A 23,251-nucleotide genomic window follows, 5' to 3' on the forward strand; every position below is an offset into this window, starting at 1 on the left:
ATTCACATTGTTCGATCAACAAAAACGCACCCAGGCCCCAGGACCTCGGGTGCGCCCAGCAGGCATTACTGCTGCTGTTGTTGCTGCTGATCGCCCTCAGCACCCACGCGCGGCTCACGCGGCTCGCGGTGCTGGCGTGGTGCACGCTCGCGGAATTCACGCGGCTCGCGAGGCTCGCGAGGCTCGCGCTCCGGCATGCCCGCTGGACGCTCGGTCAGCGCCTTCATCGACAGCTTGACGCGGCCCTTGTCGTCGGTTTCCAGAACCTTGACCTTGACCACTTGGCCTTCCTGCAGGTAATCGGTAACCTTTTCCACGCGTTCGTGGGCGATCTGGCTGATGTGCAGCAGACCATCCTTGCCCGGCAGCAGGTTGACCAGGGCGCCAAAGTCCAGAATCTTCACGACCGGGCCTTCGTAGACCTTGCCGATCTCGACTTCGGCAGTGATCTCCTCGATGCGGCGCTTGGCTTCGTCTGCCTTGGCGCCATCGGTGGCGGCGATGGTGATGGTGCCATCTTCCTCGATATTGATCTGGGTGCCGGTTTCTTCAGTCAGTGCACGGATGGTGGCGCCGCCCTTGCCGATCACGTCACGGATCTTTTCAGGGTTGATCTTCATCGTGTACAGCTTGGGAGCAAACGACGAGATCTCGGCCTTGGCCTCGCCCATGGCTTCCTGCATCTTGCCCAGGATGTGCATGCGTGCTTCCTTGGCCTGTGCCAGGGCAACCTGCATGATTTCCTTGGTGATACCCTGGATCTTGATATCCATCTGCAGGGCGGTGATACCGTTGGTCGTACCCGCCACCTTGAAGTCCATATCGCCCAGGTGATCTTCGTCACCCAGAATGTCGGTCAGCACAGCAAACTTGTTGTCTTCCTTGATCAGACCCATGGCGATACCTGCCACGTGCGCCTTCATGGGCACGCCGGCGTCCATCATGGACAGGCAGCCGCCGCAAACCGATGCCATCGACGAAGAACCATTGGACTCAGTGATTTCCGACACTACACGGATGGTGTAGGGGAACTCTTCCTTCGAGGGCAGGCAGGCCGCCAGGGCGCGCTTGGCCAGACGACCGTGACCGATTTCGCGGCGCTTGGTCGAGCCCATGCGACCCACTTCGCCAGTGGCAAACGGAGGCATGTTGTAGTGGAACAGGAAGCGGTCTTCGAACTCACCAGCCAGGGCGTCGATGCGCTGTGCATCACGCTCGGTACCCAGGGTGGAGATCACCAGCGCCTGGGTTTCACCACGGGTGAACAGTGCCGAACCGTGGGTGCGTGGCAGCACGGAGTTACGGATCTCGATGGGACGCACGGTGCGGGTGTCGCGGCCGTCGATACGGGGCTCGCCAGCCAGAATCTGCGAACGCACGATACGTGCTTCGATGTCAAACAGCATGCCTTCGACCTTGACGCCGTCAAACGCCACGCCTTGCTCCGTCAGCGCGGCCTTCACATCGGCATAGGCGGTGCGGCAGGCGAGCGTGCGCACTTGCTTGTTGCGCTCCTGGTAAGCGGCGCGCAGCTTGGCTTCGCCCAGCTCGGTCACCTTGGCAATCAGTGCCTCATCCTTGGCGGGTGCAACCCAGTCCCAAGCGGGTTTGCCGGCATCGCGCACCAGTTCGTGGATGGCGTTGATGGCGATCTTGCCTTGGTCGTGACCGAACACCACGGCGCCCAGCATCACTTCTTCGGGCAGTTGCTGTGCTTCGGACTCGACCATCAGCACTGCGGCTTCGGTACCAGCCACCACCAGATCCATCTGCGAATCCTTGCGTTGGGTCTGGCCGGGGTTGAGCACGTATTCGCCATTGATGTAACCCACACGGGCAGCACCAATGGGGCCGTTGAAAGGAATGCCCGAGACGGACAGTGCAGCAGACACGGCGATCATTGCGGCGATATCGGCATCCACTTCAGGGTTCAACGAGATGGTGTGGATGACCACGTGCACGTCGTTGTAGAAGCCTTCGGGGAACAGTGGGCGGATCGGACGGTCGATCAGGCGGCTGGTCAGGGTTTCCAGCTCGCTGGGCTTGGCTTCGCGCTTGAAGAAGCTGCCAGGGATCTTGCCTGCAGCGTAGGTCTTCTCGATGTAGTCCACGGTCAGCGGGAAGAAATCCTGGCCGGCCTTGGCAATCTTGGAACCGACGACGGTGGCCAGAACCACGGTGTCATCGATGTTGACCAGCACGGCACCAGAGGCCTGGCGTGCGATTTCACCGGTTTCCATGGTGACCGTGTGCTGGCCCCACTGGAAAGTCTTGGTCACTTTATTGAACATGGTCATATTGACTCCTTGTTGGATAGCTGGGCACGCAGGCCCGGCTTGATTTAAGGGTACAAACAGAACACGATGCCATTCCAGTGCTGCACTTATAGCTACAAATATTGCAGCATTGGAATGACACAGCTTCGCTCTGCTTTACACCCTCCGAAGTAAAAAACGCCTGAGCTAGCGGACTAACTCAGGCGTTTTCATCTCACCCCAGGCTTACTTACGCAGGCCCAGCTTGGCGATCAGCGCAGTGTAACGGTCAGCGTCCTTGGACTTGAGGTAGTCCAACAGCTTGCGACGACGGCTCACCATGCGCAGCAGGCCGCGACGACCGTGGTGGTCCTTGGCGTGCGTCTTGAAGTGAGGGGTCAGTTCGTTGATGCGGGCGGTCAGCAGAGCCACTTGGACTTCTGGGCTGCCCGTATCGGTAGCGGAACGTGCGTTGGCCTTTACAACTTCGGCCTTGATAGATGCGGCGATCATGTGTTTTCCTTCTGAAAAATGCAGCTCGCGCTGGCATTTTTGGTTACTTGCGTCGCAGCCGGAAAAGCTTGCGACGTGCGTCTTGCACCATGCAAAACCGGTCGATTATACCAAAGTGCTGAACCGCTGTGCCAGGAACTGCTTTGCGGCGCGAGGAGATCTCAAACACGTTCTTACATCCACCAGCGCACGGCCGCTGACGCCCCGGCCCCCAGCACCACCACCAGCAGGAACGGAGCCCTCAGCGCCAGCGCAATGGCCGCAACCACCAGGGCCGCCAGCCGCGCATCCAGAACCAGTTGCTGGCCGCCGGCAAAGGTGTTCATTGCTGTCAGCGCAGCCAGCAAGGCGATGGTGAGCGAGCCCGCCACCCGTGCCATGCGCGGATGGTGCAGCCAGCGTGCGGGCACGCCGTAACCCAGCAGCTTGGTGGCATAGGCAATGGCGCTGGCCAGCAACACCCAGAGCCACCAGTGGCCGCCCATCTGGACAACGGTCTCCGTGTTCATGCGGCGCCTCCTGCGGCGCGGGGTGCCTGCCCACTGCTGCGGGTACAGTAACCCCACACACCGCCAAGCACGGCAGCAATCAGAATCGGAATGCCCGGCGGCACCATGGGCACCGCCAGCATGGCAACTGCCGCAGCCGCCACGGCCAGCGCAATCGGCTCCCGCCCTTTGAGGCGCGGCCACAGCAACCCCAGAAAAGCAGCCACTGCCGCCCCATCCAGCCCCCAGCGGCTGGGGGCGCCCAGTGCATTGCCCAGCAATGCGCCTGCTGCCGTAAACAGATTCCACAGGACATAGACGCCCACGCCCGCCGTCCAGAAGCCGCGCCGCTGCTCGGTCTTATCTGCCTGCCCCAGGGCAGTGGCGGCGGATTCATCGATTGTCAACTGTGCCGAGAGCAGCCGAGCGAGCCCCTTGGGGCCCAGCAGCGCTGCCATCTGCATGCCGTACACCGCATTGCGCACACCCAGCAGGCTGGCAGCGCCCAGCGCAGCCACTCCGGCGCCACCACCCGCCACCACACCGACGAATGCAAACTGGGAGCCGCCCGTGAACATCAAAAGGCTCAGCGCGCAGGTCTGCCATACCGAAAGGCCTGCGGCCACACCCAAGGCACCGAAGGAGATGCCATACAGCCCGGTGGCGATACTGATCGACACCCCCATGCGAAAAGCGGACGATTGCCGCCACAGCGTTGAAAGTTGCATGGGCAGCGATTGTAGGGAAGGCGTACGGGTTGTGCAGGCGCCGTGCTACTTCTGCGTCGCCTGCAGCACATCCAGCCGCCGCTGCACCTGCGCCGCCAACGCGGTATCGCCCTGCTCTTGCGCCAGACGCTGCTGGTTGAGGAGCCAGGCGAGCAGCGCACGGCGCCAGCCCTGGGCAGAAGCAGTATCGACCGCCTGCTGCACCACCGCCATGGGCAGTGGGCCGCGCACCGCCAAGGCGCCTGCCGCCACCAGGCGCGAGAGCGGGTCGTCAATGGCTGCCAGCGCCCCAATTGCACTGGCAGGCTGCTGCGCTGCCACTGCCTGCTGGGCTTTGGGCAGCAGTGCGATGTCTGCCATCTGCTGGGCGCCGCGCAGGTAGCGGGCGTAGGCCTGCTCTGGCGCTGCCGCATCATGGGCCACAGCCTCATAACCACTGCATGGCGACGTATCCAGCGCAGCCACCTGTGCGGCGCAGCGTGCCAGCTCCAGCCGGGCCAGCAGGTCGGGCCGCGCAGTGCGGCGAACCTCCTCGCGCGCACGGCGCCACTCCGCATCGGCAACGCGGCTGTTGCCAGACAGGTAGGCATCGGTCGCCCGCTCGGCCGCCCCTTGTTCATTGACGGCCCAATCTGGTATTTTTTGGCCGCCAGCGCAAGCCAGTAAAGCGCCAGAAGCTACCAGAACAATAGCAACCCGATGTACAGCAGAAGACGAGAAAAAGCGCGTCGACATCATGGCAGCTTGACCTCCGCCTCTTTCTTGGCAAACGGCCATTTGCGGTTCAGCTCGGCCAGCATGCCCTCCACTTTGCGCAGGCTGGCCTCGACATCGGCCCGCAAGTCACCCAGGTTGGAAGTCGCGTCCTTCGCATTGGCGCCTACGGCCTGCGCCTCTACCAGCACGGCATCCACCTTCTTGAGACTGCCGCGCACATCCGCCAGCACGCCATTGAGCTGCTGCACGGTCGCGCGTACCTCGGGCATGACGCCCTGCGCGCCAAACACCTGCTTGTCCGTATTCTTGACCAGGCCATCCAGGCGGGCGAGCAACTGGTTGGCTCGGTCGAGGGTGACGGAGATCTTCCTGGCCTCTTCATCTCCACCCAGCGCCACGCCCAACGCGCCGCCGGGGCCATTCAGTTTGGTGCTGAGCGTGCGCAGCTGCACCAAGGTGCTGTCCAGCGCCGAGCCAGCCGAGGTCATCATGTTCAGGTTTTCCAGCAACTGGCGAGCATTGCTCATCAGTTGCGGCAACTCAGCCGTGGCATCGCCCAGCAACACGGCGCGCACCGCGCCATCTTCCAGTGGTGGGTCATCCAGAATGCCTGAATACGCCTTGATCGTGGTCCCTCCCACCAGGCCCTTGACCAGGGTGAACACGCTGCTGATGCGCAGCCAGTGCGCATCCTTTTCCGGCACAGCCACATGGATGCGCACCGTGCCATCCTTGGCCAGCTCGATCTTGTCCACCTTGCCGATGGGAAAGCCGGAAAAAGTCATGTCCATGCCAATGGTCACACCCTCCGAGTCTTCCGCCGTCAGGATCAGCTCCTGCTTGGGCTCGAAAACACCGCGCGCATACAGCAGGTACAACGCCGATCCCAGGATGAGCAGCATGGTGAACAGCAGCAGCGCAGCGGCCTTGCGCTCCAGATGCGGAACGGGCGCCAGGCCATCAATGGCTACGCCATCGGCCACTGCCGTATGCCGCGCCGAAGCCGTTGCATGCGACTGCACGGGCCGGTCGGCGGAGTCGTGGGGTTCTGGTATATGCATGTGGGCCTGATCTTACCCGTGCTGCAAGCCATGGTAATAAAAATCCTGCCAGCGCCATCTGGCAAAGCATTGTGCGCTATGCATTTGATAAGAGGAAACCCTCTTGCCCCGACCGTTGCAGACAAGCACCTCGCATCACTTTATACTGTATATATAAACAGTATTTATCATGCATTCCATCCCTTCCAATCCGGCTCCTGTCTTGCCGCCATCGGTTGCCGCCAGCATCTGGCGTGGCGACTGCCTGGTGCGAACACAACTGGCCTGTACACCTACGGGATGGGAAGCGCTGGATTGCGAACTGCCCGGCAAAGGCTGGCCCAGCCAGTGCCTGACAGAAGTGCTGCAACCCCAGGCAGGCCAGCTGGAATGGCGGCTGACAGCCGCCGCGCTGCAGCAACACAGCCTGCAGAAAAAAGCCATCGTTGCCATCGGCCCGCCGCTACCGCCTCATGCCAGCGGCCTGGCACAGCAGGGCGTGGCGCCCGAGCAGTTCGTGTGGATCAACACATCCACGCCGCAGGACCGGCTCTGGACGCTGGAGCAGCTCATCCGCGCCAATGCGGCAGGCGTGCTCCTTGCCTGGCTGCCGCAGGCCAGCCCCGAGCAGATTCGCCGCCTGCAGATCAGCGCGCAGCAATTTGAAGGACTGGTCTTCCTCTTTCGGCCCAGCAGTGGCCAGCACCAGGCATCGGCCGCGCCGCTGCGCCTGCTGGTGCATGCCAGCAGGCCGTGGTCGCTGCAACTGCAGATCGTCAAGCGGCGCGGGCCGGCACATACCGGCACGCTCGATCTGCCTGCCGCACCGCGCAGCCTGCAAGCGTTCCTGACGCCTCGCATGCTGGGCAATGCAATCGCTACACCGTCCTCCGCCCCTCTTTCAGCGCCCTCCTCCTCTCCTGTACGCCATGACACCACTTTGGGCCGCACTGCTGCCCCATCTGCAGAACACGCAGACCGCGCCACCGCCCAGCATTGATGCCCATATGCATGGGCTGGCGTTGTGGGCCCTGCAGTTCACCCCGCGCGTGGCCTGCGTGCCCTCCCCTGCGCCGTTTGGCAATGCACTGGTGCTCGAGCTGTCTGCCAGCCAGCGCCTGTTCGGCGGCCGCCAGCAACTGGCCCGGCGCCTGTTGCGCGAAGCACGGCAGCAGGGCGTGCGCGCCATCAGTTGGGCCCCCACCAGCCTGGCCGCCATTGCCCTGGCACGCTGCGGTCTGCGCCACGGCTTTGGCGCGCCACTCGCGCAAGTGCTGGCACCGTTGCCGTTGGCCGCCCTGGATGCGACCGCACACCACGCCCAACTGCTCTCGCAACTGGGCTGCACCAGCCTGGGAGCGGTGCAGGCCCTGCCGCGCGGCGGCGTGGCAAGGCGCTTGGGGGCAGATCTGCTGGCCGCACTTGACCAGGCCTGCGGCCTGCGCCCCGACCACTACTCCTGGATAGACTTGCCTGCACGCTTTGATGCCCGGCTGGAGCTGCCCATGCGCATCGACCAGGCCGACGGTCTGATGCACGGCGCGCGCCACCTGCTGCTGCAACTGTGCGGCTGGCTTGCCGCGCAGCGGGCAGGCATACGCAGTTGCACCTTGCGCTGGTGCCATGACGCAATGCGCTCAAAACATGTGGGCGATGGAGGTGAGCTGGTGCTGCACACGGCCACCACCACACGCGACGTCGGGCACCTGGCCCGCTTGCTGCAAGCGCATCTGGCCCATGTGCAACTGCTCGCGCCCGTAGGCGAGCTGAGCCTGCACGCCGATGCCCCCGAAGCACTGCACGAAGCCAGCGCCAGCCTGCTGCCCGACACCACCGCACAAGGCGAAAGCCTGGTGCAAGTGCTCGAACGCATCACCGCCCGCCTGGGCAGCCACCAGGTGCAGCGCCCCCAACTGCAGGCCGACCACCGCCCTGAATGGCAGGTGCAGTGGCAACCTGCCTGCCAGCTTGGCTACACCTCCCCCGCACCACCCGCCGTGCCGCCCCTGCCCCAACCCAGCTTTCTGCTGGCCGAGCCCCTGCAGCTGCTGCAGGACGGCAACAGCCAGCCCCTCTACCAAGGCCCGCTGCAGTTGCTGGCAGGGCCTCAGCGCATTGAAGGCGGGTGGTGGCACCGCAGCCCTGGCTTTGTGCCGCCCGGCGATGGCGAGGCTGATACGAAGCCCGGCGCCAGCACGCCACCGCCCATGGCCCAGATCGCGCACACCGCCGTACGCGATTACTGGGTGGCACACAGCGCGCATGCAGGCCTGCTGTGGGTCTTTCACACCCGCCTGTCGGCGCAGGACAGCGCCTGGTTTCTGCATGGCCGCTTTGCATGAGTCTTGCCATGACATTACCTCCCCGCCCCACCATTCCACGCTACGCCGAGCTGTGGTGCCTGAGCAATTTCAGCTTTCTGCGCGGCGCCAGCCACCCGCACGAGCTGGTGACACGTGCGCACCGCCAGGGCTATGCCGCACTGGCGCTGACCGATGAATGCTCGCTCGCCGGCATTGTGCGCGCCCATGTGGCGGCCCGCGAATGCGGCCTGCCACTGATCATTGGCGCGCAGTTCCAGGTGCAATGCAGCGACAATGATGCGCCGCCCTTCACCCTCATCGCGCTCGCCTGCAACCTGCGCGGCTACGGCAACCTGTGCGCACTGATCACCCATTTGCGAAGAAGAGCGCCCAAAGGGCAATACGCGCTTGCGCAATCCGCCATCAAGAAAAGAGTGTTTGACGACTGCGTGCTGCTGCTGGCCCCGCACCGCCAGGCAAGCGCCGCCCACATCGATACCCAGGCCCGATGGCTGCAGGATCACTTTGCCGGCCGCTGCTGGCTGGCGGTGCAGCAGGACCGCAGCTTGGGCGACGAAGCCTGGCTGCTGCAACTGCGCGCTGCCAGCCGCGCCACAGGCGTGCCCCTGGTGGCTGCAGGCGATGTGCACATGCATGTGCGCTCGCGCAAACCACTGCAGGATACGCTCACCGCCATCCGCTTGCGCAAGCCGCTGGCCGATTGCGGCTACGGCCTGCAGCCCAATGCCGAGCACCATCTGCGCAGCCTTTTGCGGCTGGCGCAACTCTACCCCCGCGATCTGCTCGATGCCACGCTCACCGTCGCGGCGCACTGCCATTTCTCGCTGGATGAATTGCGCTACCAGTATCCCGACGAGGTCGTTCCCGTAGGCCTGTCCCCCGCCAGCTACCTGCGCCAGCTGACTTACGAAGGCGCAGCCAGCCGCTGGCCGCAAGGCATTCCCACCAAGGCCCAGGCCCAGCTGGAGAATGAACTGGCCCTGATCAGCGAGTTGCACTACGAACATTATTTTCTGACCGTGCACGACATCGTGCGCTATGCGCGCAGCCAGGACATCCTGTGCCAGGGCCGGGGCTCGGCAGCCAACTCGGCCGTCTGCTATTGCCTGGGCGTGACCGAGGTAGACCCCGCCGAAAGCACAGTGCTGTTTGAGCGCTTCATCAGCAGGGAGCGCAACGAACCGCCCGATATCGACGTGGATTTCGAGCACGCGCGGCGCGAAGAAGTCATCCAGTACCTGTACAAGAAATACGGCCTGCACCGCGCCGGCTTGACGGCGGTGGTCATCCGCTACCGGCGAAAATCCGCGATCCGTGACGTGGCCAAGGCCCTGGGGTTTGCAGCGGAGCAGATCGACCTGCTGGCACGCGACCACTCGCAATGGGACGCCGAACTGCTGCGCAGCGAAGCGCTGCAAAAGGCTGGCCTGCAGGCCGATGACCTGGCCGTGCGCCAACTGGTGGAGCTGGTGGAGACCTTGCGCCATTTTCCGCGCCACCTGTCGCAGCATGTCGGCGGCTTTGTGCTGACGCGCGGGCCGCTGTCGCGCATGGTGCCGATCGAGAACGCCAGCATGAAAAACCGTACCGTCATCCAGTGGGACAAGGACGACCTGGATGCCGTGGGTCTGCTGAAAGTGGATGTGCTCGCCCTGGGCATGCTGACGGCACTGCAAAAAATGCTGTATCTGGTTGGCGCGCGCAAGGGCGGCACCTTCGGGCTGGGCGACATCCCGCACGGAGACCCCGCCACCTACGACATGATCTGCGCCGCCGACACCATCGGCGTCTTCCAGATCGAAAGCCGCGCGCAGATGAGCATGCTGCCGCGCCTCAGGCCCCGCAACTACTACGACCTGGTCATCGAAGTGTCGCTGGTGCGGCCCGGGCCCATACAAGGCGGCATGGTGCACCCGTATCTGCGGCGCAGGCAAGGCCTGGAGAAAGTCAACTATCCCAGCAATGATCTGGAGCACGTTCTGCAGCGCACGCTAGGCATTCCGATCTTTCAGGAACAGGTCATGCAGATCGCCATCGTCGCCGCCGGCTTCACCCCCGGCGAAGCCGACCAACTGCGCCGCAACATGGCTGCATGGAGACGCACCGGCGACCTGCAGCAATACCATGCCAAGATTATCGAGGGCATGACGCAGCGAGATTACACCCCAGAGTTTGCCGAAGCCATCTTCCAGCAGATTCAGGGCTTTTCGGAATACGGCTTTCCCGAAAGCCATGCAGCCAGTTTTGCCATCCTGGTGTACTTCAGCGCCTGGCTCAAATGCCACTACCCGGCTGAATTTCTGGCCGCCATGATCAACAGCCAGCCGCTGGGCTTTTACAGCAACAGCCAGCTCATCCAGGATGCACAGCGCCATGGCGTGCAGGTGCTGCCGGTCGATGTGATGCACAGCATGGTGGACTGCACAATGGAATACAGCGGCGGCGCGCAGCCTGCAGTGCGCCTGGGGCTGCGGCTGGTCAAACAGCTGTCGCAAGCCCAGAGTGAACGCGTAGTGCAGACGCGCGAGGCCGCGCCCTTCATCAGCGCCGAAGACCTGGCCCAGCGCGCTCGGCTGGATGCACCTGCCATGCAGCAACTCGCCGCCGCCGATGCATTGGCCAGCCTGGAAGGCCACCGCCGCAACCAGCTATGGCAAGCAGCCGCACCACGGCCCAGCAGCCCCTTGCTGCAAGCCGCTGCCATCCACGAAAGCCACCTGGAATTGCCCTCGGCCGCCGAGCAGGAAGACATCCACTGGGACTATGCCGCGCTGGGCCTGAGCCTGCGCCGCCATCCGCTGGCCTTGTTGCGCGAACGCCTGCAGCGCCACCGGTTCCGCACCCATGCAGCCCTGCGCGATGCGCGTGACGGCAGCTGGGTGCGCGCCTGCGGCATCGTCACCTTGCGCCAGCAACCTCCTACTGCCAAAGGCGTGGTGTTCATCACCCTGGAAGACGAGACCGGCAACCTGCAGGTGATCTGCTGGCCAAAGATTCGCGAACACCAACGCGAGGCGCTGTTGCATTCGCAATTGCTGGCGGTGGAGGGGCGCTGGCAGCGCACGGGCGATGTCGGCAACCTGATCGCCCATCGGCTGCGCGATATGTCCGACTGGTTCGACACCTTGCGCATCCGCAGCCGTGACTTTCACTGAGCACTCCGTATCGAACTGCGCCATATGCCCCCAGCATGACGGCGCGTCCTCATTCACTCCATCCAAGGGCACACCCGCACCCCGTTCTGTTGCACCAAGGCATGCAGAAATGTTTTAAATAATTTCATCATTTACGCGCGCCCATGCTTGTAAGCGCGCCACAATAACGATAGCAGACAGCTCTCTGTCGCAACACCAGTTGCGCATGCGTCTTCTGTCTGCAGCTCTCCTGCAAAGGGCGCATCGAGCGCCCCGGTGTCTGTTCATCCATGGCCTGTCCCCCGTCCCGCTCCCGCTCCGCATCCCGTGCTGGCAAACGCAGCAACACATCCCGCAAATCCTCCAACAGCCTGATCGCCCGGCTGCTGCGCCCGCTGGTCGGCAAGGCAGCCATTGCGGCTTACAGCGCAGCAGCTGCGGCAGGCTCTTTCGTACTTGCTCCCCAATTGGAAGGGGCCCGCCACTGGGCCAGAGACAAAACGCAGCATTGGCTGCAAGCCCAGCCGCTGGTACGCGACGCCAACCACTGGTTTGAAGAGCAACAGGACCGCTGGGCCAGCTGGCAGGAAACCCTGCAGACCCTGGCCCGCCAAAGCCGCGAATCTGCGCATCCTTCATCCGGAGGCAATGGGGTCAACAATGGGGCCAGCCAGCCTGCCCCGCCCAAAGGCCAGGCCGGCAAGCAACCATCTGCATCAGACAGTTTTGCGCAGTGCGCAGAACAATTGCCCGCCAGCGCCCCGCTCGGCCTCGCCAGCGTGGGCGCCACCTGGATGCCGGTAGCGCTGTGCTCTGATGGCTTTGCAGTGCTGTATTCGGGGCTGTCTAAAACCCCGATCGTCACCATCGAACGACTCAATCGCAATCGCCTGCAGCATGCTGCGGGCCAGGAACGGACTGACCGCTTCTATGCCGATGCACGCTTGCGCTCCGCGTACAAGGCCGATCTGTCCGATTACCAAGGCAGCGGCTACGACCGAGGCCACATGGCAGCCGCCGCCAACCAGAGCACCGAAACCGGCATGGCGCAGTCGTTTGCGCTGTCGAACATGGTGCCTCAGGACCCCACCAACAACCGCAAGATCTGGTCCAAGCTGGAAGGCGATGTGCGCAAGTACGCCAAGCGCGCCAACGGCAATGTGTTTGTGTATACCGGCCCGCTGTTCGAAGGCGGCGCACACACCATTGGCCGCAACCAGGTATGGGTGCCCAGCCACCTGTACAAGCTGGTGTTTGACGAACAGCAGCAGCGCGCCTGGGCCTGGGTACTGCCCAACAACGCCAGTGCCACGCTGGGGCCGCCGATGAGCTATGCAAACTTTGTAGAGCGCACGGGGCGGAACTTTCTGCCCCAGTTGCAGTGAACAGGCTGCAGCAACACTCCCTGAGCCCTAGGGCTTGGACTGCAGCACTGCTGCATCCGGGGCCTGCATCCACGGTGCATGCCAGCCGCCACCCAGTTCCTGGATCAGTTGCGCTGCTGCCAGTTGCTGGTTCAGTTGCAACTGGATCAGCGAGCGGCGCGCATTCAGCGCTGTCGCCTGCGCGGTCACTACATCGGTGTATTGCACCTGACCTTCCTTGTAGCGGTTGAGCATCTGCTGCTCCACCTTCTCGGCCGAATCCAGGCTTTGCTGCAGCAGCGGCTGCTGGGCGTTCAGAGCTGCGATGTTGCTGAGCACATCTTCCACTGCCTGGAAGGCTCCCAGCACCGTCTGCCGGTAGCTTGCCGTCTTGGCGGCATGCCCAGCCCTGGCCGAATCCACCTGCGCCGCAGTGGCCCCGGCATTGAAGATGCTCTGGCTGATGGACGCGCCCAGCGACCACAGCAGGCCCGAAGCGCTGAACAGGTCGCCCAGATTGGAGCCCGTGCGGCCCAGCGACCCCGACAGGCCGAGGCTTGGGTAGTACGCCGACTGCGCAACGCCGATCTGTGCATTGGCAGCAGCCACGGCACGTTCGGCCGATGCAATATCTGGCCTGCGCTCCAGCAGGGTTGAAGGCACCACGCCCGGCACCTGTGGCACCGTTACCTGCCAAGAGGCAGCAGGCAGATCGAACTGGGCTGGCGCCTGGCCGGTCAATACGGCAATCGCATGCTCATAGGTCTGACGCGACTGGCGCAGCGACTCGGCGCTGGCCTGGGTATTGGTCAGGGTGGTTTGCGCCTGCAGCACGGCCGTCCTGGCTTCGATGCCGCTGTCATAGCGGTTCTGTGTGATCTGCAGGCTGCGCTGGTAGCCTTCGATGGATTGCTGCAGGATCTGCAGTTCCGCATCGGCCTCGCGCAGCCGGAAGTAGTTCTGCACCAGGCTGCCCACCGCCGACAGTCGGGCAGCGGCAAGGTCTGCCTCGCTCGCCTGTGCGCTGCTCTGCGCGGCGCTGACGGACTCCTTCAAGCGCCCCCATACATCCGCATCCCAGGCTGCATTGATGCCCAACGATGCACTGCCACTGCCGCTGGCCTGGCTGCCTCCTTGGCGTGTCTGCCCGAGCGAGCCACTGACCGTTGGCAACAGGCCGGCACGCTGCACGCGCACCGCAGCCTGGGCCTGGGCCACAGCAGCGGCGGCAGCAGCGATGTTCTGGTTGTTCACCTGCACCTGCGCGGCCAGCTGGTTCAATTGCGCATCGCCAAACAAGGTCCACCATTCGCCACGGTCCATGGCGTCATTGGGTTGGGCGCCTTGCCATAGTGCCCCTGCCTCCTTGAAGCTGGCGGGCGCTGGTGTGCTCGGCACTTCATACACAGGTGCCACCGAGCAGGCGCTCAACATGCCCGCACAGCACAGCGCAGAGGCCAGAGTGCGCAGCGCGTTGGCACGGGAAGAAGGTTGTTGGAGTTGTCGTTTCATAAGTTTCTTCTTAACCCGGTGCAGGCCCGGCCTCTTGCGGCTGTGCGCGGCTCAGATAGCGCTCATCGGGCGCATGGCGGCGCAGCCTGTCCATCAGCACATACACGACAGGTGTGGTCACTAGGGTCAGCACCTGGCTGGCCAGCAGGCCGCCAATGATGGCAATGCCCAGCGGCTGGCGCAGCTCCGACCCTTGCCCAAAGCCGATGGCCAACGGCAGCGCACCCAGCGCGGCAGCCAGGGTGGTCATCAGAATGGGACGGAAGCGCAGCACGCAGGCTTCGTGCACGGCATCCGTGGCGCTGATGCCCCGCGCGCGCTGCGCTTCCAGCGCAAAATCGATGATCAGGATCGCGTTCTTCTTGACGATGCCGATCAGCAGAAACACGCCGATGAGCGCAATCACCGTGAACTGCATGTCGAACAGCATCAGCGCAATCACCGCACCCACACCTGCCGACGGCAAGGTGGACAGCACCGTGACCGGATGCACCAAGCTTTCATACAGGATGCCCAGCACGATGTAGATCACCACGAGCGCCGCGAGAATCAGGTACAGCTGCTGCGACTGCGTCTTCTGAAAGCTGAGCGCCGTGCCCTGAAAACTACCACGTACATTGATCGGCATGGCGATATCGGCTTCCGCCTGCCGGATCACGGCCTGCGCCTCGCTCAGCGCCACACCTTCGTCCAGGTTGAACGAGATCGTCGTGGCCAGTTCGCCATCCTGGTGGTTGACCGAGGTGGGTGCAGGCCGCTCCACCACCTTGGCAAAGGCAGACAGCGGCACCATGGTGTCGGCGGCCGTGCTGATGACATTGCCGGTCGAGGCGCTCTTGAGCGCCGGATTGGCCGCCGTTCCCACGGTACCCGCCAGGTTGGATGGCACATAGATGTCCTGCAGTGCAGGTGGGCCGCGTGTGTACTCGGGCGCCCATTCCATGATGACCGAATACTGGTTCAGATCGCTGTAGATGGTGGCAACCGAGCGCTGGCCAAACGCGTTGTAGAGCGCATTGTTGATGGCCTTGGAGTTGACGCCCAGGCGCGCTGCGGCCTGCTTGTCCACATCCACATACACCTCGACGCCGTTTTCCGCCTGGTCGGTATCCACGTCCTGCAGCAATGCCTCCTGCTTGAGACGGTCGGCAAGGCGCGTGGCCCATTTCTTCAGGTCTGCCGTGTTGTCGCTCTTGAGCGTGTACTGGTAGGTGGAATTGGACGAGCGCCCGCCCATGCGCAGATCCTGCACCGGATTGAGGAACACACGCAGGCCGGTGATCTGCGACAGCTGTGGCCGCAGACGCGCCACCACCTGCAGGCTCGTCACATCGCGCTCCTTCACGGGCTTGAGATTGATGAACATGAAGCCCCCACCCGCACGGCTACCGCCTGAAAAGCCCACCACGGTATCCACAGCAGGGTCGCGCTGGATGATGGCCAGCGCATCCTTGAGCTTGTCGGCCATGGCCGTGGAAGAAATGCTCTGGTCCGCACGCAGGCCGCCCGCCAGCTGGCCGTTGTCCTGCTGCGGGAAGAAGCCCTTTTGCACATGCACGAAGAGGTAGCCGTTCATCCCGATCACCACCACCAGAATGGCCATGACCAGCGCCTTGCTGTGCAGGGCCCAGTCCAGACTGCGCTCATAGGTGCGCAGCATCCAGGAATAACCGGCCTCCAGAGCACGCGCCATGCGGCCCTGGGGTTCGGAGCTGACGGCATCTTCGTCGCGCAGGAACCACGCACACATCATCGGCGTGGTGGTGAGCGAGATCACCAGCGAGATCATCACCGCTACCGACAGGGTCACGGCGAACTCCTTGAACAGCCGGCCGATCTGCCCGTCCATGAACAGCAGCGGAATGAACACCGCCACCAGCGACAGGCTGATCGACAGCACGGTAAAACCCACTTCGCGGGCACCCAGCAAGGCAGCGGCCATCTTGTCCATGCCCTGCTCGATGTGACGGCTGGTGTTTTCCAGCACCACAATCGCGTCGTCCACCACAAAGCCGGTTGCCACCGTGAGCGCCATCAGGCTCAAGTTGTTCAGGCTGAAGCCCAGCAGATACATGATGGCAAAGGTGCCCAGCAGCGACACCACAGTTGCTACCGCGGGGATGACCGTGGCGCGCGCCTTGCGGATGAAGGCCCCCACCACCAGCACCACCAGTGCCACGGACACCATCAGCGTCGTCTCGATCTCGCGCAGCGACGAACGGATGGAATTGGTGCTGTCGCTGGCCACCTGGATGGTCACATCCTTGGGCAATTGCGCCTGCAGCTCGGGCAAGAGCTTGCGCACGTTGTCAACCGTGTCGATGATGTTCGCCCCCGGCTGGCGCGTGATCAGCACCAGAATGGCAGGCTGGCCATTGAACAGGCCCATGGTGTGCACATTGGCCGGGCCGTCGATCACGCGTGCCACATCGCCCAGCTTGACGGCGCCATTGTCGCGCCAGCCCACTACCAGACCCTGGTACCAGGACGCCTTGCGCTCGGGCGCGGGGGTATAGATCTGCAGGCGATTGCCTTCGTTCTCGATCGCGCCCTTGGGGCGGTTGGCGTTGGCAGCCTGGATGGCGGCACGCACGTCCTCGGTGGCAATGCCGTATTTGCTCAGGGCCTGCGGCAGCAGTTCCACGCGCACCGATGGCAGCGACCCGCCACCAATTTCCACATCACCCACACCATCGACCTGCGAGATGCGCTGGCTCACCACGTTCGAGACCTCGTCGTACAGCTCGCCGGGTGTGCGTGTGGGCGATGTCATCGCCAGGATGATGACCGGCGCATCGGACGGATTGATCTTGCGGTACGTGGGGTTGCTGCGCAGGTCGGATGGCAGATCGGTGCGCGCCGCATTGATGGCGGCCTGCACCTCCCGCGCGGCGCCGTCGATATTGCGATTGAGGTCAAACTGCAGGGTGACGCGCGAGGAGCCCGTCGAGCTGTTCGACGTCATCTCGTTGACGCCGGCAATCACCCCCAGGTGTCGCTCCAGGGGCGTGGCCACGCTCGATGCCATGTTTTCGGGGCTGGCGCCTGACAGGCTGGCCGATACCGAAATCACCGGGTAGTCCACCTGCGGCAGCGGCGCCACCGGAAGCACAAAGAATGCAGCCATTCCCGCCAGCGCGATACCGATGGTCAGCAAAACCGTGGCCACCGGGCGTTTGACAAACGGCAAGGACAGATTCATGCCGCCACTCCATCGCCCGCGCCGTTGCCATTCACGCCGCCACCGGGCGCACCAGACGGGCCAGGAGGTTGAGGCCTGCGGCGAAAACGTGCTCCCAGGCGGTCAAAGGCCAGATAGATCACCGGCGTGGTGAAGAGCGTGAGCAGCTGGCTCAGCATCAGCCCGCCAAAGATTGCCAGGCCCAGCGGGCGGCGAAGCTCTGCACCATCGCCCCAGCCGAACATCAGCGGCAGCGCAGCAAACAGCGCGGCCAGCGTGGTCATCAGAATGGGACGGAAGCGCAGCAGCGCCGCCTGGTGGATCGCATCCTGCGGCGCCATGCCCTGGCTGCGTTCGGCATCGATGGCAAAGTCGATCATCATGATCGCGTTCTTCTTGACGATGCCGATCAGCAGGATGATCCCGATGATGCCGATCACGCCCAGGTCATTGCCGCTCAGCATCAGCGCCAGCAAGGCGCCCACACCTGCGGACGGCAGGGTGGAGAGGATGGTCAGCGGGTGCACATAGCTCTCGTACAGCACACCCAGCACGATGTATACACACACCAGCGCAGCCAGGATCAGCAGCAACTGGCTGGTGAGCGACTTCTGGTACGCGCCGGCCGCGCCCAGGAACTCCATGGTCAGCGACCGGGGCATGCCGATGTCCTGCGCAGCCTGCTTGATCGCGTCGACCGCATGGCCCAGCGACACGCCGGGCGCAGTGTCAAAGCCCAGCGTGGCTGCGGGGTACTGGGCCACACGGGTGACCTGCAGCGGCGCCATCTGCTCTTCGATCCGTGCAATGGCCGACAGCGGCGTGGCCCCCGTGCTGTTGGCGTTGATGGCCAGATTGCCCAGGGTCTGCACGCTGTTCAACTGGCCCTGCTGCGCCTCCAGGATCACGCGGTACTGGTTGGTCTCGGTGAAGATGGTAGAGACAATGCGCTGACCAAAGGCGCTGTAGAGCGTGTCATCAATGCTGCTGGCACTGATGCCCAGGCGCGATGCGGTGTCGCGGTCCACATTCACATAGGCCGACAGCCCCTGGCGACCGGCGTCGCTGGTGGCATTGCGCACCTCGGGCACCTCCTGCAGGCGGGCGGCCAGCTTTTGCGTCCACTGGTTCACCTCGTCGGTGCTCACTCCACCGATCGACAGGCGGTACTCGGTAGGCCCGCTCTGCGAATCGATGGTCAGATCCTGCGCGGGCTGCAGAAAGATCGACACGCCCGCCACCTGGCCCACGCGGTCGCGCAGGCGCTGCATCACCGCGTCCTGCGCATTATGCGGCCGCTTGAGGTTGATCGACAGGCTGCCGGTATTCAGCATGGTGTTGTTGGCAGCATCCACACCGACGACCGAGCTGACCGATTCCACATCCGGGTCGTGCAGGATGGCGCTCACCGCCTGCTGCTGCAGCGCACTCATGCGGGCAAAAGACACCTCCTGCGCGGCCACGATCTGGGCCTTGAGCTGGCCCGTGTCCTGCGTCGGGAACAGTCCCTTGGGAATCATCAGGTACAGCAACCCGGTCAGCGCCAGGGTGGCCACGGCCACCACCAGGGTCAGGCCCTGGTGGCGAAACACCCACTGCAGCCCCCGGTCGTAGTGGTGGATCACCTTGTCAAAGCCGCGCTGCACAGCCCCCACCCAGCCATGGCTGTGTGCGCCCGTGTCTTCGTGCTTGAGCCAGCGCGCCGACATCATGGGCACGAGGGTAAGCGACACCACGGCAGAGATCAGGATGGTGATCGCCAGGGTGACGGCAAACTCGCGGAACAGCCGCCCCACAATATCGCCCATGAACAGAAGCGGTATCAGCACCGCGATCAGCGACACGGTGAGCGAGATGATGGTGAAGCCGATCTGCGACGCTCCCTTGAGCGCTGCCGCCATCGGCGTCTCGCCCTCCTCGATGTAGCGGGCGATGTTCTCGATCATCACGATCGCGTCGTCCACCACGAAGCCGGTCGCAATCGTCAGCGCCATCAGGCTCAGGTTGTTGAGGCTGTAGCCCAGCAGGTACATCAGGCCGCAGCTGCCGATGAGCGAGATCGGCACCGCCAGACTGGCGATCACCGTGGCACGCAGGCTGTGCAAGAAGAAGAAGATCACCAGCACCACCATGATGACGGCCAGCGCCAGCTCCATCTGCACATGCTCCACCGACGCGCGGATGCCGGTGGTGCGGTCGGTCAGCACCTTCACCTCGACCGATGCGGGCAAGGAGGCCGTGAGCTCCGGTAAGCGCGCCTTGATGGCATCGACCGTGGCGATCACATTGGCGCCGGGCTGGCGCTGCACGTTCACGACGATGGCCGGCGTCTCGTCCACCCAGGCAGCCAGCCGGTCGTTCTCGGCGCTGGCTACCACCTGGGCCACATCCTTCATGTAGACCGGCGCGCCGTTCTTCCAGCTGACGACGAGGTTCATGTAGGCCTCGGCGGTCAGCAACTGGTCGTTGCTGTTGATCGAGTAGGCGCGCTTGGGGCCGTCAAAGCTGCCCTTGGCGGTGTTGGAATTGGCATTGCTGATGGCGGTGCGTAGCGTGCTCAAGGTGATGCCATTGGCCGCCAGCGCCTGCGTGTTGGCCTGGATGCGCATGGCCGGCTTCTGCCCGCCTTCAAGCGTGACCAGGCCCACGCCAGAGACCTGGCTGATCTTTTGCGCCAGCCGCGTGTTGACGATGTTCTGGACTTCCGTCAGTGGCAGTTCTTTAGAGGTAATAGACAGGCTCAGTACCGGCGTATCGGCCGGATTGACCTTGGCATAGACAGGCGGCGCAGGCAGATCGGCAGGCAGCAGCGCACTGCTGGCATTGATGGCGGCCTGCACCTCCTGCTCGGCCACATCCAGCGACAGGCCCAGTTGAAACTGCAGGGTGACCATGGAGACCCCTGCCGCGCTGGTGGACGACATGCGGTCCAGCCCGGACATCTGACCGAGCTGCCGCTCCAGCGGCGCCGTCACCGTGCGGCTCATCACCTCGGGGCTGGCGCCGGGGTACAGGGTCTGCACCTGGATCGTGGGGTAATCGACCTCGGGCAGCGCCGACAAGGGCAGCAGCTTGAAGCCGACCAGGCCCGACAGCACAATGGCCACCATCAGCAAGGCCGTGGCCACCGGCCTTTGAATGAATGGACGGGAAGGACTCATCGATCAACCCGCCTTACTGCGCCTTGGCGGGCGTTGCCGGAGCCGCAGAAGAGGCAGGCGTCGTGGGCACCACGTCAGGGACAGGCACCGCAGGCGCGGCCGGTGTGGGTTGCGCCGCATTGGGAACCACTCCGGCGGGGTTGCCTGTGGCTGCGCCGCCTCCACCACCGCTGGCTGCAGAGCCGTTGGAGGGCGAGCCGGAAGCCGCTGGCGCATCGCCCGGGCGGCCCGCGCCGCCGCGCCGTCCACCACCGCCATTGCCGCCCTCACCCCGGTTGCCTCGGCGGCCACTGCTAGCGCCCGGCGCCTGCGTGGGTGTGTCGCCTTGCAGGGCAACGCTGGCACCGTCCTTGAGGCGATCGGCTCCTTCGGTCACCACCAGTTCGCCCTCCTTCAGGCCGCTGCTGATGGCCACCCACTCGACCGTGCTCATGCCGCGGATCACGGTGCGCTGGTTCACCGTGCGGTCCTGGTTGATGACATAGACGAAATCACCGTTGCCACCCGTGCGGATGGCGGTGACCGGCACCACCAGGGTGCTGATGTCCTTGAGCGTGAGTCTGGTGTTGACGAACTGGTTGGGAAACAGCGCACCATCGGCGTTGTCAAACCGCGCCTTGGCCTTGACGGTACCCGTCGTGGTATCCACCAGATTGTCCAAGGTGAGGAATGCACCGGTGGCCAGCGGTTTGCTGCCCGCGCGGTCCAGCGCGACCACCGGCAAGCGGGCGTCCTGCTTTTGTGCGTCAAGAACCGAGGGAATATGGTCTTGCGGCACGGTAAAGCTCACATCGATAGGCGCCACCTTGGTGATGACGGCAATGCCCGTGGTGCCACCCGCGCTCACATAGTTGCCGGGGTCGATGCTGCGCAGACCGATGCGGCCATCAATGGGCGAAGTGATGCTGGAATACCCCAGGTTCAGTTGCGCGGACTGCACCGCTGCCTGATCGGCGATCACCGTGCCTTCCAGTTGCTTGGCAGTGGCCGCCTGCGTATCCAGGTCCTGGCGGGCGATGGAGTCCTGGCTCCACAGCGTCTGGTAGCGCTTCAAGGTGACGCGCGCGGCGTCCAGCTGGGCCTGGTCACGCGCCAGTTGGCCCTTGGCCTGCATCAGCGCCTGCTCGAAGGGGCGGGGGTCGATCTGCGCCAGCTTCTGGCCCTTTTTCACCATCTGGCCTTCGGTAAACAGCACATCGCGCAGCACGCCGGAAACCTGGGTGGTCAGGGTGACGGTGTTGGTGGGCACCACCGTGCCCATCGCGGTCAGAGTCACGGGCAGGTTCTGCCGTTTGACAGTGGCGCTGCCGACTGTCACGCTCATGGACCGCATCGCACCCGGGCCGCCAAAGCCGGAGCCGCCCGGCCCGCCGCTGCCGGCTTTTTTGCTTTGCACCAGGTACCAGGCACCGCCCGCCAACGCCGTCACCAGCAGCACGGCAATGGTGGAGCCCACCCAGCGCCTGCGTGGCTTGAGGGCCGGACTGTTCAGCGGCGCAGCAGAAGGCTGGGAAATATGGGCAGGATGGGCGGAATTGTTGGAATTGTGGTCCATGGCATGCGATCGATCAGTGGTCTTACATTCGCAGGCACCCCCACCCTCAGGAGGACGCCTCATGTAAAGAAGAATGATCGCATCCTAGTGCAGCAGTGTTGCCTTTGCTTTATCCCGACTGCGAAGAAAAGTAAATGCCGCATTGCAGCAAGCACCCGCCGCCTGTCTTGTCTCGGTGCCTCAGCGCTGCACGGCCCGCAATTCCTGCCAGCGATAGCCCACCACCGCCACCACGATCAGCCCCATGCCGAGCCACTGCGCAGGCGCCGGGTGCGCGCCGAACCACCACAGATCGACCAGCAGGGCCACGGCAGGATAGACAAAGCTCAGCATGGCGATGGCTGCAGCCCCCAGGCGCTGGAAGGCACCGTACATCAGTCCGTACATGAGCGATGTATGCACCAGCCCCACCACCAGCACGCAAGCCACGGTCTGCGTGAGCGGAACCCCTTGCGGCTGCTGCCAGCCCTGCAGCACCATGGCGGCCATTGCAGGCGCCTGCCACAGTGCCAGCAGCGATCCACCCGCCAGCATCTGCACCATGGCAATCTGCGCCGGCGCAGTATTCTTCACGCGCCGGGTGGTGATCACCGTCACCGTGTAGAGCGCTGCCGCCAGCAATGCCAGCAGCACGCCCCAAACGGGCAGGCCTGCCGCTGCATGTGTACCCGCCAGAGCTGCATCGGTGCGCAGCCCACTGGTGAGCACCACGCCTGCCAGGGCCAGCAGCATCCACGGCCATTGGCGCCAGCGCAGCGCCTCGCCACCCAGCGCTGCCGCCAGCACGAGCAAGAACGGCTGCACATGGTAGACCACGGTGGCTACTGCAATGCCAACATAGGCGTAGGCATGGAACAGCGCCACCCAGTTGCCCACCAGGGCCGCACCGCCTGCGGCCATCATCCAGAAACCGCTCCGGCTGGGCGCTACCCACGCCTTGCGCCACCACAGCCATGCACCCAACCCCAGTGCGCCCAGCAGACAGCGCAGCAGCACCACCAGCTCCACATGCAGGCCGCTTTCGATCACCACGAGGCCAATGGTGCCCGAGAGCAGCATGGCGGCCACCATGCGCCAGGTGCCTCCGCCAGTTTTCGCCTGGGCTGAAGAGCCCCTCAACCCCGCCGCCGGAGAGACCGTACCTGAATGCGCCATCACCAACTCCTTGTCTTTGCCATGTGCGCATGGTCATACATCAATGAAAAATCAACAATCTACTTTCATTTCAATTTATTATTGAATTTCAATCAATAGTCTCAACAGACTTAACAAACCACTG

15 protein-coding genes are annotated in these 23,251 nt (G+C 63.9%); 4 read left to right on the forward strand and 11 right to left on the reverse strand.

Features of this window, described 5'->3' with window-relative positions; all coding sequences use genetic code 11:
- Positions 1–65: 65 nt before the first annotated feature.
- The 6 genes from pnp to ACH2DG_RS03015 all read right to left on the reverse strand — a co-directional run bounded on the left by pnp (position 66) and on the right by ACH2DG_RS03015 (position 5,762).
- A complete protein-coding gene (gene pnp / locus ACH2DG_RS02990; protein ID WP_395024222.1) occupies positions 66–2,297 on the reverse strand; it encodes a polyribonucleotide nucleotidyltransferase in 2,232 nt (743 codons plus the stop codon).
- 204 nt (positions 2,298–2,501) lie between these two features.
- Positions 2,502–2,768 (reverse strand): 30S ribosomal protein S15, encoded by a 267-nt coding sequence (gene rpsO / locus ACH2DG_RS02995; protein ID WP_116925902.1) that lies wholly within the window; start codon positions 2,766–2,768, stop codon positions 2,502–2,504.
- A gap of 173 nt (positions 2,769–2,941) precedes the next feature.
- A complete protein-coding gene (locus ACH2DG_RS03000) occupies positions 2,942–3,277 on the reverse strand; it encodes an AzlD domain-containing protein (RefSeq protein WP_395024223.1) in 336 nt (111 codons plus the stop codon).
- The gene (locus ACH2DG_RS03005) at positions 3,274–3,984 is read right to left on the reverse strand and encodes an AzlC family ABC transporter permease (protein ID WP_395024224.1); all 711 of its coding nucleotides are present in this window, start codon (positions 3,982–3,984) and stop codon (positions 3,274–3,276) included. Before ACH2DG_RS03005 ends, ACH2DG_RS03000 begins: the two co-directional genes overlap by 4 nt.
- Before the next feature lie 45 nt (positions 3,985–4,029).
- The gene (locus tag ACH2DG_RS03010) at positions 4,030–4,719 is read right to left on the reverse strand and encodes a hypothetical protein (protein ID WP_395024225.1); all 690 of its coding nucleotides are present in this window, start codon (positions 4,717–4,719) and stop codon (positions 4,030–4,032) included.
- Positions 4,719–5,762, reverse strand: coding sequence for an MlaD family protein (locus ACH2DG_RS03015; RefSeq protein ID WP_395024226.1), 1,044 nt, complete (start codon positions 5,760–5,762; stop codon positions 4,719–4,721). Before ACH2DG_RS03015 ends, ACH2DG_RS03010 begins: the two co-directional genes overlap by 1 nt.
- 169 nt (positions 5,763–5,931) lie before the next feature.
- Here ACH2DG_RS03015 and imuA point away from each other — a divergent pair, with 169 nt between their 5' ends.
- From imuA to ACH2DG_RS03035, 4 genes are all read left to right on the forward strand, one after another.
- Positions 5,932–6,741, forward strand: coding sequence for a translesion DNA synthesis-associated protein ImuA (imuA, locus tag ACH2DG_RS03020; protein ID WP_395024227.1), 810 nt, complete (start codon positions 5,932–5,934; stop codon positions 6,739–6,741).
- Positions 6,671–8,083: a Y-family DNA polymerase gene (locus tag ACH2DG_RS03025; RefSeq protein WP_395024228.1), complete on the forward strand. Its 1,413-nt coding sequence runs from the start codon at positions 6,671–6,673 to the stop codon at positions 8,081–8,083. The genes imuA and ACH2DG_RS03025 overlap by 71 nt, the downstream gene beginning before the upstream one ends.
- An 8-nt stretch (positions 8,084–8,091) precedes the next feature.
- A complete protein-coding gene (locus ACH2DG_RS03030) occupies positions 8,092–11,220 on the forward strand; it encodes an error-prone DNA polymerase (RefSeq protein WP_395024229.1) in 3,129 nt (1,042 codons plus the stop codon).
- A 269-nt stretch (positions 11,221–11,489) separates the two neighbouring features.
- Positions 11,490–12,584 (forward strand): DNA/RNA non-specific endonuclease, encoded by a 1,095-nt coding sequence (locus ACH2DG_RS03035; RefSeq protein ID WP_395024230.1) that lies wholly within the window; start codon positions 11,490–11,492, stop codon positions 12,582–12,584.
- A 27-nt stretch (positions 12,585–12,611) separates the two neighbouring features.
- Here ACH2DG_RS03035 and ACH2DG_RS03040 read toward each other — a convergent pair whose 3' ends face one another.
- The 5 genes from ACH2DG_RS03040 to ACH2DG_RS03060 form a co-directional block, all read right to left on the reverse strand.
- Positions 12,612–14,075 carry an efflux transporter outer membrane subunit gene (locus tag ACH2DG_RS03040; RefSeq protein WP_395024231.1) on the reverse strand — a complete coding sequence of 488 codons (1,464 nt, stop codon included), beginning with the start codon at positions 14,073–14,075 and terminating at the stop codon, positions 12,612–12,614.
- Positions 14,076–14,085: 10 nt separating this feature from the next.
- Positions 14,086–17,277: an efflux RND transporter permease subunit gene (locus tag ACH2DG_RS03045; RefSeq protein WP_395024232.1), complete on the reverse strand. Its 3,192-nt coding sequence runs from the start codon at positions 17,275–17,277 to the stop codon at positions 14,086–14,088.
- The gene (locus ACH2DG_RS03050) at positions 17,274–20,417 is read right to left on the reverse strand and encodes an efflux RND transporter permease subunit (protein WP_395024233.1); all 3,144 of its coding nucleotides are present in this window, start codon (positions 20,415–20,417) and stop codon (positions 17,274–17,276) included. The genes ACH2DG_RS03045 and ACH2DG_RS03050 overlap by 4 nt, the downstream gene beginning before the upstream one ends.
- 13 nt (positions 20,418–20,430) lie before the next feature.
- Positions 20,431–21,972, reverse strand: a complete 1,542-nt coding sequence (locus tag ACH2DG_RS03055) for an MdtA/MuxA family multidrug efflux RND transporter periplasmic adaptor subunit (protein WP_395024234.1) — start codon at positions 21,970–21,972, stop codon at positions 20,431–20,433.
- A gap of 180 nt (positions 21,973–22,152) precedes the next feature.
- Positions 22,153–23,127, reverse strand: a complete 975-nt coding sequence (locus ACH2DG_RS03060; RefSeq protein WP_395024235.1) for a DMT family transporter — start codon at positions 23,125–23,127, stop codon at positions 22,153–22,155.
- Positions 23,128–23,251 lie beyond the last annotated feature (124 nt).

Source organism: Comamonas odontotermitis (assembly GCF_040396735.1).
In the GTDB taxonomy this organism is placed as follows: domain Bacteria; phylum Pseudomonadota; class Gammaproteobacteria; order Burkholderiales; family Burkholderiaceae_C; genus Comamonas; species Comamonas odontotermitis_C.

What these genes read in the sequence shown, in the direction of transcription:
- pnp (WP_395024222.1), bottom strand. Translation starts at nt 2,297, where the DNA reads ATGACCATGTTCAATAAAGTGACCAAGACTTTCCAGTGGGGCCAGCAC.
- rpsO (WP_116925902.1), bottom strand. Translation starts at nt 2,768, where the DNA reads ATGATCGCCGCATCTATCAAGGCCGAAGTTGTAAAGGCCAACGCACGT.
- ACH2DG_RS03000 (WP_395024223.1), bottom strand. Translation starts at nt 3,277, where the DNA reads ATGAACACGGAGACCGTTGTCCAGATGGGCGGCCACTGGTGGCTCTGG.
- ACH2DG_RS03005 (WP_395024224.1), bottom strand. Translation starts at nt 3,984, where the DNA reads ATGCAACTTTCAACGCTGTGGCGGCAATCGTCCGCTTTTCGCATGGGG.
- ACH2DG_RS03010 (WP_395024225.1), bottom strand. Translation starts at nt 4,719, where the DNA reads ATGTCGACGCGCTTTTTCTCGTCTTCTGCTGTACATCGGGTTGCTATT.
- ACH2DG_RS03015 (WP_395024226.1), bottom strand. Translation starts at nt 5,762, where the DNA reads ATGCATATACCAGAACCCCACGACTCCGCCGACCGGCCCGTGCAGTCG.
- imuA (WP_395024227.1), top strand. Translation starts at nt 5,932, where the DNA reads ATGCATTCCATCCCTTCCAATCCGGCTCCTGTCTTGCCGCCATCGGTT.
- ACH2DG_RS03025 (WP_395024228.1), top strand. Translation starts at nt 6,671, where the DNA reads ATGACACCACTTTGGGCCGCACTGCTGCCCCATCTGCAGAACACGCAG.
- ACH2DG_RS03030 (WP_395024229.1), top strand. Translation starts at nt 8,092, where the DNA reads ATGACATTACCTCCCCGCCCCACCATTCCACGCTACGCCGAGCTGTGG.
- ACH2DG_RS03035 (WP_395024230.1), top strand. Translation starts at nt 11,490, where the DNA reads ATGGCCTGTCCCCCGTCCCGCTCCCGCTCCGCATCCCGTGCTGGCAAA.
- ACH2DG_RS03040 (WP_395024231.1), bottom strand. Translation starts at nt 14,075, where the DNA reads ATGAAACGACAACTCCAACAACCTTCTTCCCGTGCCAACGCGCTGCGC.
- ACH2DG_RS03045 (WP_395024232.1), bottom strand. Translation starts at nt 17,277, where the DNA reads ATGAATCTGTCCTTGCCGTTTGTCAAACGCCCGGTGGCCACGGTTTTG.
- ACH2DG_RS03050 (WP_395024233.1), bottom strand. Translation starts at nt 20,417, where the DNA reads ATGAGTCCTTCCCGTCCATTCATTCAAAGGCCGGTGGCCACGGCCTTG.
- ACH2DG_RS03055 (WP_395024234.1), bottom strand. Translation starts at nt 21,972, where the DNA reads ATGGACCACAATTCCAACAATTCCGCCCATCCTGCCCATATTTCCCAG.
- ACH2DG_RS03060 (WP_395024235.1), bottom strand. Translation starts at nt 23,127, where the DNA reads ATGGCGCATTCAGGTACGGTCTCTCCGGCGGCGGGGTTGAGGGGCTCT.